10 protein-coding genes are annotated in these 14,152 nt (G+C 59.1%); 9 read left to right on the top strand and 1 reads right to left on the bottom strand.

The genetic code is table 11. From position 1 onward, the window contains the following. The first annotated feature begins 61 nt into the window (after positions 1 to 61). The 8 genes from dusB (at position 62) to prfA (ending at position 9,124) form a co-directional block, all read left to right on the top strand. A complete protein-coding gene (gene dusB, locus QV747_RS11830) occupies positions 62 to 1,129 on the top strand; it encodes a tRNA dihydrouridine synthase DusB (protein WP_273431299.1) in 1,068 nt (355 codons plus the stop codon). Between the two features lie 17 nt (positions 1,130 to 1,146). Next, on the top strand, positions 1,147 to 1,386 hold the full coding sequence (locus tag QV747_RS11835) for a helix-turn-helix domain-containing protein (RefSeq protein WP_028450305.1): 240 nt from the start codon (positions 1,147 to 1,149) through the stop codon (positions 1,384 to 1,386). Positions 1,387 to 1,450: 64 nt separating this feature from the next. Next, positions 1,451 to 3,013 carry a bifunctional phosphoribosylaminoimidazolecarboxamide formyltransferase/IMP cyclohydrolase gene (purH, locus tag QV747_RS11840; protein ID WP_028450306.1) on the top strand — a complete coding sequence of 521 codons (1,563 nt, stop codon included), beginning with the start codon at positions 1,451 to 1,453 and terminating at the stop codon, positions 3,011 to 3,013. A gap of 194 nt (positions 3,014 to 3,207) precedes the next feature. Further along, on the top strand, positions 3,208 to 3,762 hold the full coding sequence (gene pagP / locus QV747_RS11845; RefSeq protein ID WP_273431296.1) for a lipid IV(A) palmitoyltransferase PagP: 555 nt from the start codon (positions 3,208 to 3,210) through the stop codon (positions 3,760 to 3,762). Between the two features lie 54 nt (positions 3,763 to 3,816). Further along, complete coding sequence (purD, locus tag QV747_RS11850; RefSeq protein ID WP_028450308.1) at positions 3,817 to 5,091, top strand: phosphoribosylamine--glycine ligase; 1,275 nt, start codon at positions 3,817 to 3,819, stop codon at positions 5,089 to 5,091. Positions 5,092 to 5,286: 195 nt separating this feature from the next. Then, positions 5,287 to 6,597 (top strand): NAD(P)/FAD-dependent oxidoreductase, encoded by a 1,311-nt coding sequence (locus QV747_RS11855; protein WP_273431294.1) that lies wholly within the window; start codon positions 5,287 to 5,289, stop codon positions 6,595 to 6,597. A gap of 98 nt (positions 6,598 to 6,695) precedes the next feature. Continuing rightward, positions 6,696 to 7,949 carry a glutamyl-tRNA reductase gene (gene hemA, locus QV747_RS11860; protein ID WP_273431292.1) on the top strand — a complete coding sequence of 418 codons (1,254 nt, stop codon included), beginning with the start codon at positions 6,696 to 6,698 and terminating at the stop codon, positions 7,947 to 7,949. Between the two features lie 95 nt (positions 7,950 to 8,044). Then, the gene (prfA, locus tag QV747_RS11865) at positions 8,045 to 9,124 is read left to right on the top strand and encodes a peptide chain release factor 1 (protein ID WP_028450311.1); all 1,080 of its coding nucleotides are present in this window, start codon (positions 8,045 to 8,047) and stop codon (positions 9,122 to 9,124) included. A gap of 59 nt (positions 9,125 to 9,183) precedes the next feature. On the opposite strand, the gene QV747_RS11870 is transcribed toward prfA, so the two are convergent. After that, complete coding sequence (locus tag QV747_RS11870; protein WP_273431289.1) at positions 9,184 to 12,093, bottom strand: AAA family ATPase; 2,910 nt, start codon at positions 12,091 to 12,093, stop codon at positions 9,184 to 9,186. A 177-nt stretch (positions 12,094 to 12,270) separates the two neighbouring features. Between QV747_RS11870 and QV747_RS11875 the strand changes: the two genes are divergently transcribed. Then, on the top strand, positions 12,271 to 14,124 hold the full coding sequence (locus QV747_RS11875) for a ribonuclease catalytic domain-containing protein (RefSeq protein ID WP_273431288.1): 1,854 nt from the start codon (positions 12,271 to 12,273) through the stop codon (positions 14,122 to 14,124). Positions 14,125 to 14,152: the final 28 nt, after the last annotated feature.

Consider the following 14,152-nt stretch of genomic DNA (forward strand, 5'->3'; position numbering starts at 1 on the left):
GCCTATTTTTTAATCAGCGGGTACAATCCGCGCCTTCCTTGATTCCCCCAGCCCTTGCGCCATGCACATTGGCCCGTATCAGCTCAAAAACAATCTGATCGTTGCGCCGATGGCCGGGGTGACTGATCGCCCTTTCCGCCAGCTGTGCAAGCGCTTTGGCGCCGGCCACGCCGTGTCGGAAATGATCACGGCTGATCAATCGCTGCGGGCGCACAAAAAATCCATCAATCGCGCCAATTTTGCTGGCGAGCTGGCGCCCATTTCGGCGCAGATTGCCGGCTCTGACCCAGCCCAGCTGGCCGAAGCGGCCCGCTATCAGGTGGCCAATGGCGCGCAGATTATCGATATCAATATGGGCTGCCCGGTGAAAAAGGTTTGCAACAAGCTGGCTGGCTCAGCCCTGTTGCAAGACGAAACACTGGTGGGCCAGATACTGGATGCCGTCGTCGCCGCCGTGGCGCCGGACAATATCCCGGTTACGCTAAAAACCCGCCTCGGCTTTGCCAATGGCGCCGAAAATATCTTGCGGGTAGCCGAGCGCGCGCAGGCGGCCGGAATTGCCGCCCTGGCGATTCATGGCCGCACGCGTGAAGACATGTACAACGGCAACGCCCGCTACGCGCTGATTCGCGAAGTGAAACGCAGTTTGAACATTCCGGTGATTGCCAATGGCGACATCGATAGCCCTCGCAAGGCCGCACAGGTACTCCACGACACTGGCGCCGACGCGATTATGATTGGCCGCGCCGCGCAAGGCCGGCCGTGGATATTCCGCGAAATCGCCCACTTTCTGGCCACTGGCGAAGAATTGCCGCCACCGGAAGTCATCGAGATTCGCGACGTCTTACTGCAGCACTTGGATGATCTGTACGCCTTCTATGGCGAGTATTCGGGCTGCCGCATCGCCCGCAAGCACATTGCCTGGTATACCAAGGGCCTAGCGGGGAGTAATGAATTCCGGCAAGCCATGTACGCCGAGGAATCTACCGCCGGCCAAGCGCAGATGACGCGCCAATTTTTTGATCAGCTGCTCGCCTATGGCGAGCGCTTGCAATACCAGCCGGCGACCCCGGCTGACTCTGCGGCCGCCGCCCTGCTATCCGCAGCGGATGCGCGCCACCCACAATAAGAAAAATCGGATTAACCATGAACCAAGCAACCGATGTGATTGCCATCGCGATTCAACAATCGCTGGACCAATACTTTAACGATCTGGACGGTGAGCCGCCCAGCGCCCTGTACGACATGGTACTGGGCCGCATGGAAAAGCCGCTGCTGATCGATATTCTGGCGCGCGTGGGGGGTAACCAGACCCAGGCCGCCGAAATGCTAGGCATTAACCGCAATACCCTGCGCAAGAAATTACAAACCTACAATCTGCTGTAAGCCTCACGGCGCACCGCAGCTTGGCCTTTTTTTGATTGAGTAGTGTGATCTTTGAGGAAGAACGATGAGCAAAATCACTCGTGCGCTGATTAGCGTATCTGACAAAACCGGCGTACTCGAATTCGCGCAAGCCCTGGTGGCCCAAGGCGTCGAAATCCTGTCTACCGGCGGCACGGCCAAGCTGTTTGCAGACGCAGGTCTGCCCGTGATCGAAGTCGCCGATTACACCGGCTTTCCCGAAATGCTGGATGGCCGCGTAAAAACGCTGCATCCGAAAATCCACGGTGGCATTCTGGGTCGCCGCGATCTGGATGCCCACGTGAGCACCATGCAAGAGCACGGGATCGGCAATATCGATCTGGTGTGCGTGAATCTGTACCCATTCGAAGCCACCATCGCCAAGCCTAACTGCAGCTACGAAGATGCGATCGAAAACATCGACATCGGCGGCCCGGCTATGGTGCGCTCTGCCGCGAAGAACCACGCTCACGTGGCCATCGTAACCGATGCCGCCGATTACAGCGCCCTGATCGCCGAAATGCAGGCCAACGCAGGCGCCCTGAGCCTGGCCACCCGCAAAAACCTGGCCAAGAAAGCCTTTAGCCACACCGCCGCTTACGATGGCGCGATCTCCAACTACCTGACCGCGCTGACCGAAGATGGCGAAAAAGCCGCCTATCCAAACCGCCTGAATCTGCAATTCGAAAAAGTGCAGGACATGCGTTACGGCGAAAACCCACACCAATCTGCGGCGTTCTACCGCGATCTGCAGCCAGCAGCGGGTAGCCTTGCCAACTACAAGCAATACCAAGGCAAAGAGCTGAGCTACAACAACATCGCCGACTCGGATGCCGCGTGGGAATGCGTGAAGCAGTTTGCCGAGCCTGCCTGCGTAATCGTTAAACACGCCAACCCATGTGGTGTGGCCGTAGCCAAAGATCTGTACACCGCGTATCGCCTGGCGTTTGCCACCGACACCACCAGCGCATTTGGCGGCATTATCGCCTTCAATAAAGTGGTGGATGTCGACACACTGGAAGCGGTATCGGCGCAATTCCTCGAAGTGCTGATCGCTCCGGGCTACACCCCTGAAGCGCTGGCTCTGGTCGCGAAAAAACCGAATGTACGCGTACTGGAAGTCGCCATCGAAACCGGCGAAAACCGTTTTGATCTGAAACGCGTGGGTGGCGGTCTGCTGGTGCAAACCCCAGACGTGCACGCGCTGACCTTGGCCGACCTGAAAGTGGTGACCAAACTGCAACCAAGCGATGAGCAGCTGAAAGACCTGCTGTTTGCCTGGAATGTGGCGAAATTTGTGAAATCCAACGCGATTGTGTTCTGCGGCAAAGGCCAGACCCTCGGGATTGGCGCCGGGCAGATGAGCCGCGTGGATTCAACCAAAATCGCCGCGATTAAAGCGCGCAATGCGGGCCTTGAGCTGCGTGGCTCAGTCGCCGCATCGGATGCCTTCTTCCCGTTCCGTGATGGCGTGGATGTGATTGCCGAAAACGGCGTCTCGGCCATCATCCAGCCGGGCGGCTCACTGCGCGACGAAGAAGTCATTGCCGCCGCTGATGAGCACGGCATTGCGATGGTGATGACCGGCATTCGTCACTTCCGTCACTAAGCGCACACACAGCGGCACTACACTACGGTAAGTGCCGCGGCGCGGGATGGGTTACGAAACGTCACGCGCCACGCGGGGATGCTGCAGTACACTGCCAGCATCCCATTTGTATTTTCCATATACCACTAGTGCGTATATCCATGCAGCCATTAATAAACAAGGCCTGTATCGATATACCCATTCAGGAGTCAGCCATGCTGAAAAAAATCTGGGCCATCTGCCTACTGGCCGCCACCCTTGCCCTGCCGGCCAAAGCGGTAGAATGTGAAAACTGGTGGTGGGGTTTTGATGCCGCCTGTAGCCACATTAGCGGCACCTGGAACGAAGGCACCGGCGGACTGTACCTCACCGGTTACGCCTGGCATAACCGCGCCACCTACGACAAAGAAAATATCGATAGCTACAACGAATTCGCCTACGGCGGCGGTTTGGGCTATCACCGCCCGATCGGCAATGGCAACGAAGAAATGATCTACGCCATTGGCTTTGCCGATTCACACGAGCAGCCGCAGTTTCACGTCGGCTACGGCCATATGTGGTACTGGAATGTGGCTGGCCCGCTGCGCGCCGGCGCGGGCTGGACAGGCGGGGTGTTCTTCCGCAATTCCGATTTCGACTACCTGCCCATGCCTTTCTTGCTGCCCATGCTGGGCGTGAAATACGACAAAACCAATTTCTATGCCACCTATATCCCCGGTGGCAAAAACAACGGGAATGTCTTGTTCCTGTTTGCCCGTTTCGATTACTAAACTACCTGTCCGCGCGTTGGCCTCGTCCGGCGCGGGCATCCTGATGGAGTCCATATGAACATTCTGGTGATTGGTTCTGGCGGCCGCGAACACGCGCTGGCCTGGAAGCTGGCGCAATCTGAACGCGCGGGCAAAGTGTTTGTGGCGCCCGGCAATGCCGGCACCGCGCTGGATAAAAATCTTACCAACGTCAATCTCACTGACATTGCCGCACTGGTGGAGTTTGCCAAAACCGAAAACATCGCCCTGACCGTCGTCGGCCCTGAAGCGCCACTATCGCAAGGCGTAGTGGATGCCTTTCGCGCAGCCGGCCTGAAAATCTTTGGCCCAACCCAAGCCGGCGCCCAGCTTGAATCATCGAAAGACTTTGCCAAAGCGTTTATGAAACGCCACGGCATTCCCACCGCTGATTACGAAACCTTTGCTGACGCCGCCAAAGCGCATGCCTACATCGACGCCAAAGGCGCACCGATTGTGATCAAGGCCGATGGCCTGGCTGCAGGCAAAGGCGTGGTTGTGGCAATGACCTTGACCGAAGCCCACGATGCGGTCGACGCGATGCTGTCAGACAACAAGCTCGGCGACGCCGGCGCGCGGGTGGTGATTGAAGAATTCCTCACCGGCGAAGAAGCCAGCTTTATCGTGATGGTCGATGGCAAAAACGTGCTGGCGATGGCTTCGAGCCAAGATCACAAACGTTTGCTCGATGGCGACGAAGGCCCGAACACCGGCGGCATGGGCGCGTACAGCCCGGCCCCTGTGGTCACCCCAGAAATCCACGCACGCGCGCTGCGCGAAGTGATTTTGCCCACCGTGCAAGGTATGGCCAAAGATGGCATCACTTACACCGGCTTTTTGTATGCTGGCCTGATGGTAGCTGAAGACGGCAGCCTGAAAACGCTGGAATTTAACTGCCGCTTTGGCGACCCCGAAACCCAGCCGATCATGCTGCGCCTGAAGTCGGATTTCGTCACGCTGATCGAACACGGCGTGAATGGCACGCTGGATCAGGTGGAATGCGAGTGGGATCGCCGCGTAGCGCTGGGCGTGGTCATGGCCGCGGCCAATTACCCAGAAACCCCACGCAAAGGCGATGTGATTACCGGCCTGCCGGGCGAGCTGGCCGATGGCCATGTTTTCCACGCTGGCACTGCGCTGAATGCCGAAGGCCAGCCCGTCACCAGCGGCGGCCGCGTGCTCTGTGTCACCGCCTTTGGCGACAGCTACAAAATGGCACAAAAACGCGCCTATGAAATTCTGGAAAGCATCCACTTTGATGGTATGCAATACCGCAATGACATCGCTTGGCGCGCGATCAACCGCAAATAAGCGCCGCACCGCGCTACACAAAGCAGCCTTCGGGCTGCTTTTTTTACGCCCACACGCACGCCAGTAGCATATTTTGTAACAAAACTACGTAACTAACGGCAAGTGTGCGAGAATGCCAGAGCCATTGAGCAAATGAGGCTGCAAGTGATCCGGGCAGCCGCTATCTTGTAATGATTCCTCCGAGGGCGGGGCGCCATGAGCACATCGACTGCATTACACCGTATCGTTATTGTCGGCGGCGGCGCCGGCGGTTTGGAATTAGCTACCCGCTTGGGGCGGCAATTGGGCGGACGCCGGCAGGCGCAGATTATTCTGGTGGATGGCTCGCCCACCCATATCTGGAAACCGCTGCTGCACGAAGTGGCCACCGGCGCGCTCAACACCGGCGAAGATGAAGTCAATTATTTTGGCCATGGCTATCGCAATGGCTATCAGTTTGAATTCGGCTGGCTGCAAGGCGTCGATCGCGAGCGCAAAACCATTGCCCTCGCCCCGGTGCAAGGCGCCAATGGCGAGCAGCTAACCGGCGCCCGCGAAATCGGCTACGACACCTTGGTGCTGGCGCTTGGCGCGATTGCCAATGATTTTGGCACCCCCGGTGCGCGCGAGCACTGCATGTTTCTGAATACCCCCGGGGATGCCGAGCAACTACGCCGGCGCATTTTGGATTTGTCGTTTGCAGTGGGCGCCACGGGCAATGGCGCCAGCAAACTCACGATCGGGATTGTCGGCGGCGGCGCCACCGGTGTGGAACTCGCTGCCGAGATCGACCATACCATTCGCGAAATGCATAACTATGGCGCCAATTTAAATCCAGCCCAGCTGGAAATCACCATTATCGAAGGCGCCAACCGGATTTTATCGGGCGCGCCCGAATCCTTATCCGCCTATGCCAATGAAGCCTTAGTGCAGCGCGGCATTATGGTGGCCTGCAATAGCCGTGTTGCGGCGGTTACCCCCGAAGGTTTTGCCCTCGCCGATGGCCAGCAAATCCCGGGCATGATTCGCGTTTGGGCAGCTGGGGTTAAAGCCGCCGATTGGCTTACCACGCTGGGGCTGCACACCAATCGCAATAACCAGATCGAAGTCACCACCACGCTGCAAACCCTGACCGACCCGGCGATTTTTGCCATCGGTGATTGCGCCAGCGCCCCCGATGGCGAAGGCGGCCCGCAGTTGCCGGCCACCGCCCAGGTCGCTCATCAGCAAGCCAGTTGGCTGGCCGATGCGCTGATTCGCAAGCTGCGGCAACAGCCGATCACCCCCTTTGTGTTCAAGCCGCAAGGCATGATGGTGTCACTGGGTAAGCACGCCGCCGTGGGTAGCCTGGCAGCGATTGTGGGGCCCAAGCGCAATTACTATGTTGAAGGTCGCGGCGCCAAGCTGATTTACGCCTCGCTCTATCGGCTGCATCAGGCGGCAGTGCATGGCTGGGTGCTGGCGGGCTTATTGTGGATCGGCGATAAACTGCGCCGCGTGGCACGCCCGAGCCTCAAGCTGCACTAAGTCTCGGAGCGGGCGGAGAAAAACGCCGCCCGCCGCCGCCCAAACTGTGCTTTTCCGGTTAAAATAGCCGGTTTACCGCTTCCTTGTCCGGCATTGGCATGCAGCTCATCGTTCTTGGTCTGAATCACCAGACTGCGCCCGTCGCAGTGCGCGAGCGGCTGGCCTTTAATCCGGAAGACATGCTGCCGGCGCTCACCGAGCTGGTGGGGCTCAAAGGCGTGTTTGAAGCGGCGATTGTCTCCACCTGTAATCGCACCGAGCTGTATTGTCACGCCCGTGACATTGATGCAGTGACGTATTGGCTGGCAAACAATCGCCATCAAGATCTGCAGAACATTACCCCCCACCTGTATCTATACAAAAATGCCGAAGCTGCCCGCCATGCCTATCGCGTGGCCTGCGGCTTGGATTCCATGGTGGTGGGTGAAACCCAGATTTTGGGCCAGCTCAAAGATGCCGAGCGCCAGGCGCGAGAAGCCGGCACGATGGGCACCTTGCTCAACGGAGTATTCCAGCGCGCCTTTGCCGTCGCCAAAGATGTGCGTACCCAAACCAAAATTGGCGCCGCCTCGGTCTCGATGGCCGCGGCTGCGGTGAAGCTGGCCGAGCGGATTTTCCCTACCGTGGCCGAATGCAAGGTACTGATGATTGGCGCGGGCGAGATGATCGAATTATGCGCCACCCATTTTGCCGCGCAGTCCCCCTGTAAGATCGCCGTTGCCAACCGCACCCTAGAACGGGGCGCGGCACTGGCGGCCGAGCATGGTGGCGAGGCGTTTATCCTCAGCGAGCTACCTGAGCGGATTCACGAATTCGATATCGTAGTGACCTCCACTGCGGCGCCGCTGCCCATTGTGGGCAAAGGCATGATCGAGCGCGCCCTGAAAAAGCGCCGCCACCGGCCGATGTTTATTGTCGATCTGGCGGTACCGCGCGATGTGGAAAGCGAAGTGGGCGAACTGCAAGACGCCTACCTTTACACCGTGGATGATCTGGCCCAGGTGGTGCAACAAGGTATGGCTTCTCGGCAAGCCGAGGTGAGCAGCGCCGAAGCCATCGTGGGCGAAAAGGTCAAAGAATTTGACGCATGGCTGGCCAGCCGCGCGATGGTGCCCACCATTCGCGATCTGCGCGACCATGCCGAGCGCATCAGCCGCGCCGAGCTGCAAAAAGCGCAAAAACGCCTCGCGGCTGGGGATGATGCCCAGCGGGTGCTGGAGCAACTGGCGCAGCAGATCAGTAATAAATTTCTGCATGCGCCGCTGGCCGCCCTCAATAGCGCCCAGCCCGATGAGCAGGAAGCCTTGGTAGCGCTGGTGCGCCGCCTGTACCGCCTACAGGATCAAGCCTGATGCGCGGCCCCTGCCTATTCTAGCGGCGCCCTCCGCTGCCCTTCTTGTTGTCTACCATCGCGGTAGACCCGATTTGCTTTTGAATTGAAGACACCATGAAACCGTCTATCCAAGCCAAACTGGCCCAATTGGCCGACCGCCTCGAAGAAGTCAACGCGCTGTTGTCATCCGAAGAAGCCACCCGCGATATGGAACAATATCGCAAGCTCAACCGCGAACACAGCGAGCTCACCCCGGTGGTGGAGCTCTGGCATGAGTTTAATCGCGTGAATGCCGACATCGCCGCCGCGCAAGACATGCTCAGCGACCCGGATATGAAAGAGCTGGCCGAAGAAGAAATCAAAGCCGGCAAGGCCCGGATTGAAGAGCTCGATCTGGAGCTGCAAAAAGCGCTGCTGCCCAAAGACCCCAACGATGAGCGCAATATCTTTCTGGAAATTCGCGCCGGTACCGGTGGCGATGAATCGGCGCTGTTTGCCGCCGACCTATTTCGGATGTACAGCCGCTATGCCGAGCGCAATCGCTGGCAGGTGGAGATCATGTCGGCCAGCGAATCTGACCTTGGCGGCTACAAAGAGATCATTGCGCGCATTGCCGGCTTTGGCGCCTATTCGCGGCTGAAGTTCGAATCGGGCGGTCACCGTGTGCAGCGTGTACCGGCGACCGAAACCCAAGGCCGTATTCATACTTCCGCGTGTACCGTGGCGGTCATGCCCGAGGCGGATGAGCTGGAAGAAATTAATATCAACCCGGCTGACCTACGCATCGATACCTTCCGCGCTAGTGGCGCCGGTGGGCAGCACATTAACAAAACCGATTCGGCCGTGCGGGTGACGCACATCCCAACCGGCATTGTGGTGGAATGCCAGGACGATCGCTCGCAGCATAAAAACAAAGCCCGCGCCCTGGCGGTATTGTCGGCGCGGATTAAAGACGCCCAGCTACGCGAGATTCAGGCCAAGGAAGCGGCCGAGCGTAAATCGCTGGTCGGCTCGGGCGATCGCTCCGAACGCATCCGCACCTACAACTACCCGCAAGGGCGGATGACCGATCACCGCATCAACCTGACGCTGTATAAACTCGATTCGCTGATGGATGGTGATTTGAGCGAACTCACCCAGGCGCTGATCAATGAGCATCAGACCGAGTTGCTGGCCCAGCTGGGTGAAAGCTAAGCGCCCCTAGTGGGTATTGCCCTGCAAGCCACACCCAATAAAGGCTACAGCGCGATACCCTAGCGCCGCGGTGGCAACAGGAAATTGCCGTAGCGGCGTTCCAGATAATGCGCCACACCATGCGCGCCCCAATGCTCGTATTGGGTCACCGCCAGATTAATTAGCTGGCGGGCATGGTGAAAATGCTGCTGGCCAAACAGATATTCACCATACAGCAAGGTCGCCAGCGCGTAATCGTGGTGTTGCTGCTGCTGGCGCGCCAGCTCGATGGCAGCCAAAAACGCCGCTTGCGCCTGCTCGAATTCGGCAAAGCGCCCGGCATATTGCGCCTCCAGCAATGCCGCCTTGCAAGCAAACAAGGCCGGATTCAGCGCTGCCCACTGCTGTAGGCGCTGGCGAATGCGGTTTAAGCGCCGGCGCGCCCATGGGCCATCATACTGCCCCATCCGGCAGCCATTCAGGCCCTGCAAATACTGCATCAGCGCCGCCAGAATCGAGCCACGCACCGCGGTATGACGCTGCCAGCCCACAGCCAGCTGGCTGAGCGCGGCATCACTGGCGCCGCAGTAGGTCGCCGTCAGGGCCGACAGCAAATGGAAATGGCATAGATTCAACGCATCATCGCGCTGCATCAGCGCCGCAAAGCCTTCCTGTGTGAGAAACGCGCCGATCCCTAACCAGGGCGGGTTATCGCTTGTATGTGCTAGGCCATATAGCGCCTGGCGGAAGGCATTGGACATCGGCAACAACTGCAATTGCCGCGTATGGCGCAAATCATCTTCGACCTTGGCCGCTTCGCGCTCCAGATGCTGCAGCGGGCTGCCATTCAGCAGCGAATGGCCAATGTAAAACATGCTGGCATAGCCGGCATATTCAAAATCGCCTTCCAGCAAAGCGTTTTGCTGCCAGCGCCACAAATTCGGTAGCAGCTGCTGCAAGCCAGCCCGCCATGGCTGAATCAAGCCCAAACTCAAAATCGGCACTTGATGGCGTGGCCACAGCACTTGGTTTTCATCCAGCGCCGCCGCTTCAGCTTCCGCCACATCGGCGAGCTTAAAGGCCGCGGCATAGCGACGCAGTGCCGTCAGCGCCAACGCCGCGCCAATTTTGGCCACCACATCGTGGGGCGAGCGGCCATAGCGATGTTGCAGCCGCAGCTGGCGCACTGTCACCGCCGCCAGCGCGGTTGGCCGCGCCAGCAGACCCGGGCCATACAGCGCCGCCAGCACCCGCTGCGCGCGCAGCACAGAATCCATCGGGGTATTCTGCCCACAGGCTTGCTGCGCGGGACGATAGCGCAGCCGCTCCCAACCGGCCAGCACCAGCTCGCGGACCAGCGACCAATACGGGGTTTGGGTGGATAAATCTTGGCCCAGACTACCGAGCGCATCTTCGGCCGTGCCAAACAGCCCGGCATAATCTTGCGTGAGTAGCGCCAGCCGCTGGCGGCAGGCCGACAAGGTGTAGCGCACTTGCGCACTGGCCTCGGCCGGCAAGTTTTTTTGCACCACCAGCACTTCGCGATATTGATTGGGCTCTTGCAGGCAAGCGCACCACAAATCGATCATTTGCTCGCTCAGGCTCACTTCGTCCAGCCACAGCCGTGGCCCGAGCAGCGCCATCATCTGCTCCAAAATCTGCGCAGCATGCAGCGGGCTGCCCTGCTGCAAAATCTCGCTGGCCACTTGCGCGCCGCGCTGCGCATATTTCACCCGATCGGCCTGCGTGAGCGCCGGGCCGGCCTGCTGGGCGTGCCGTAGTGCCTGCAAGGCATACTGCGGCAATTTCATCATGCGATAGGCCAGCCGCGCATGCAGTTCGGCCTCATGCTGATGCGGGCAGCTTTGCTGGGCCAGCCGCTGCAGATGCGGATGAATAAAGCGCCACACCGTACCGCCCAGATGTTCGATCAGGCCATAACCACTGGCGAGCGCCAGATGCTCCAGCACCGCACTTTCGGGTAGGTAGTCGTGCAAAATCCGTGCATCAAACTCCAGTCCGATCAGGCTGGCCGTTTGCAGCATCTCTAGCCCGGTTTCAGTGAGCTGCAGCAGCTGCTCACGAAAATGGTTTTCTGCTTCTGGCACCCGCAATTGCAGCGAGATTTGCTGCAAACGTTGCGCCCACTGCGCATCCGGCACCGGGCTGAGTAGATTATGCGCGGCCAGGCTATCGAGCAAAAAGCGGCACAACTGCAAATTACCTTGGCAGGTTTGCTGCAAAAACGGCGCGATCTCGGCGGCCAGGCGCGGATTGATATTCTGCTCTTCTACCAGCCAGGTCATGGTGTCGCGAATGCTGAATGGCGCCAGCTGATACAGCTGACTTAGCTCATGCATCTGCCAACGCACCAGCATCGGCAGCTGGGCGTCGCGCACGCAGAGCAAGATCATCAGATAGGGGGTGGAGCGATTTTCGATCAGATAGTCCAGCACCGCCAGCGCATCCTGATCCAGCTGATCCACGCCATCAATAATCCACACCAGTGGCCGCAGCTCACGGCTGGCGTGGCTGAGTAATTCACCGGCCAAAAGTTGCAGCTGCAAGGCCTGGGTTAAATCCAGCTCGTTACTGCTAGTTTGAATCAGGCCCAGCCGCGTACCCAGCTCCAGTAGTGCTTCGCGGCCACTAAGGCCTGAATCGCTCAGCTGCTGGCAGAGTGCTTGGCTGAGCTGACTCAGCCCAAGCAACAGGCTATCGAGCGGGCTACCCCAGCTCAGCGATTCGATCCGGCTTTCGATCAGCATGCCGCCGCGCTCACGCACAGGCGGCAACAGCTCATGCGCCAAGGTAGTTTTGCCCGAACCGCTCTCACCGGCCAGGATCACCAGCTTGTGGCCACCAGCGGCGGTTTCGGCCAGCGCAAAGCGCAAAGCACTGGCCACCGCCCGCCGATCCAAAGCTGGCGTTTCGGGGGCGATATCCGCAAGCAGAGTGCGAGAACCGGTGGCAGAAGCAGAGGCTGACAAGGCTTGAAAAACTCACAAAAGATGCCGTGATTGTGGCCGATTTATAGCGTAATTACCATGACTGCGGCACGCCATCACACAAAATACGCCAGTTCCCGACGCGCGCCGCCGGTGCAATTGCGCGCACAGGCTCAGCGCTTTGATATAATTGGCGGTTTTGGCTTTGGCGCAGACGCAATGAATGTATTTTACGAGGAAGACGGCAGCTTCAAAGTCGCCACCATCAACGACGAACAGGCCGCCAGCCTGCAGGTGGAAGACGCGCGCGGCAAGCGCAGCAAAATCAAAACTGCCAATGTGCTGCTCCGCTTTGATCGCATCAGCCTCGATGAATTTCTGAAAAACGCCCAAGCCCTGGCCGCCGAGGTGGATAGTAATTTCCTGTGGGAATGCTGCGGGCAAGATGAATTCGGCTTTGCCGACATTGCTGCCGAGTATTTTGGCGCCAACCCCAGCCTGACTCAGCAGGCCGCCGCCGTTATCGCCCTGCATGGCGCGCCGATGTATTTTTATCGCAAAGGCAAAGGCCGCTACAAAGCCGCCCCCGAAGAAAACCTGAAAGCCGCGCTGGCCGGGCTGGAGCGCAAAGCGCGTGAAGCCGAGCAAATGGCCGTCTGGCAAGAGGAACTCCTCCGGGGTATCGTGCCAGAAGCCTTTGCTAGCAACCTTTCCCGCCTGATACATCGCCCGGATAAAAACGGCCTCGAATACAAAGCGCTGGCTCAGGCCGCCGAAGCGGCGCAATTATCGCCGCTGCGCCTGTTGGAAAAAATCGGCGCACTGGGCGATCTGGCCCAGTATCACCTCGATGGTTTCTTAAGCGCCCATTTCCCGAAAGGCCGAGGCTTTCCGGCGATTGAGCCGGTGTTCGCGCCCGAAGATTTGCCGATTGCCGATGTGGCCGCGTTCTCGATTGATGACGCCACCACCACCGAAATCGATGACGCCTTCAGCCTGAAAACCCTGCCCAATGGCAACTGGCAAGTCGGCATTCATATTGCCGCCCCGGTGCTGGGCATTGCGCCGGGCTCGGCGGTGGATCAGCTGGTACTCGATCGCCTCTCTACCGTGTATTTCCCCGGCGACAAGATCACCATGCTGCCGGATGAAGTGGTTGAAGTGTTTACCCTACAAGAAGGCGCCGCCCGTCCCGCCCTCTCGATGTATCTGGAAGTCTCGCCCGGCTACGATGTCTTGAGCCATTACTCACGCATCGAGCGCGTGCCCGTGGCCGCCAACCTGCGTCACCACGACATCGAGCCGTACTTTAATGAAGAGACCGCCGGCAAAGCCGACGGGCCGGATTTCCCATACAAGCAGGAACTCACCTTCCTCTGGCATCTGGCTGGCGCACTGGAAGGCCGCCGCGGCAAGGCCGATCAACCCGGCCCGGTGCGACTGGATTACAGTTTTTACATTGATCGCGTCGAGGGCCAGCCCGAGCGCGTGCGCATCGTACCGCGCAAACGCGGCGCGCCCATGGATAAACTGGTGGCCGAGCTGATGATTTTGGTGAACAGCCAGTGGGGTACCGACCTGCGCGACGCTGAAATCGCCGGCATTTACCGCTCGCAAGGCGGCGGCCGGGTGAAACTCTCGACCCAAGCCACCGCCCATGCCGGTTTGGGCGTGGATTGCTATATGTGGTCTAGCTCGCCGCTGCGCCGGGCGGTGGATTTCATCAACCAGCAACAACTTGTGGCGATGATTCGGCAGGAAAAACCGCGCTATCAGAAAAATGATGCCGAGCTGTTTAGCGCCATTTCGGCTTTTGATGCGGCCTACGCCGCCTATGCTGATTTCCAGGACAAAATGGAGCGCTACTGGTGCATCCGCTATCTGGAACAGGAAGGCATGCAGGAATTCACCGCGCAGGTCATTAAAGAAAACCTAGTGCGGGTCGATGGCATGCCATTGGTCTTGCGCGTGGGCGGGCTGCCGGAACTGCCGGCCGGCACCACAGTCTCACTACAGCGTTTGAATATCGATTATCTGGAATTGGCCGTCGAAGCGCGAATCGCCACCATTTAAGCGTCAGGCCCGGCCGCGCCGGGTCACT

The sequence above is a fragment of the uncultured Chitinibacter sp. genome, assembly GCF_945957625.1.
Lineage (GTDB): Bacteria > Pseudomonadota > Gammaproteobacteria > Burkholderiales > Chitinibacteraceae > Chitinibacter > Chitinibacter tainanensis.

Bases quoted from the DNA above. Each gene is read 5' to 3' on its own strand.
- hemA (WP_273431292.1), top strand. From the start codon at position 6,696: ATGCAGCTCATCGTTCTTGGTCTGAATCACCAGACTGCGCCCGTCGCA.
- QV747_RS11835 (WP_028450305.1), top strand. From the start codon at position 1,147: ATGAACCAAGCAACCGATGTGATTGCCATCGCGATTCAACAATCGCTG.
- pagP (WP_273431296.1), top strand. From the start codon at position 3,208: ATGCTGAAAAAAATCTGGGCCATCTGCCTACTGGCCGCCACCCTTGCC.
- prfA (WP_028450311.1), top strand. From the start codon at position 8,045: ATGAAACCGTCTATCCAAGCCAAACTGGCCCAATTGGCCGACCGCCTC.
- QV747_RS11855 (WP_273431294.1), top strand. From the start codon at position 5,287: ATGAGCACATCGACTGCATTACACCGTATCGTTATTGTCGGCGGCGGC.
- purH (WP_028450306.1), top strand. From the start codon at position 1,451: ATGAGCAAAATCACTCGTGCGCTGATTAGCGTATCTGACAAAACCGGC.
- purD (WP_028450308.1), top strand. From the start codon at position 3,817: ATGAACATTCTGGTGATTGGTTCTGGCGGCCGCGAACACGCGCTGGCC.
- QV747_RS11875 (WP_273431288.1), top strand. From the start codon at position 12,271: ATGAATGTATTTTACGAGGAAGACGGCAGCTTCAAAGTCGCCACCATC.
- dusB (WP_273431299.1), top strand. From the start codon at position 62: ATGCACATTGGCCCGTATCAGCTCAAAAACAATCTGATCGTTGCGCCG.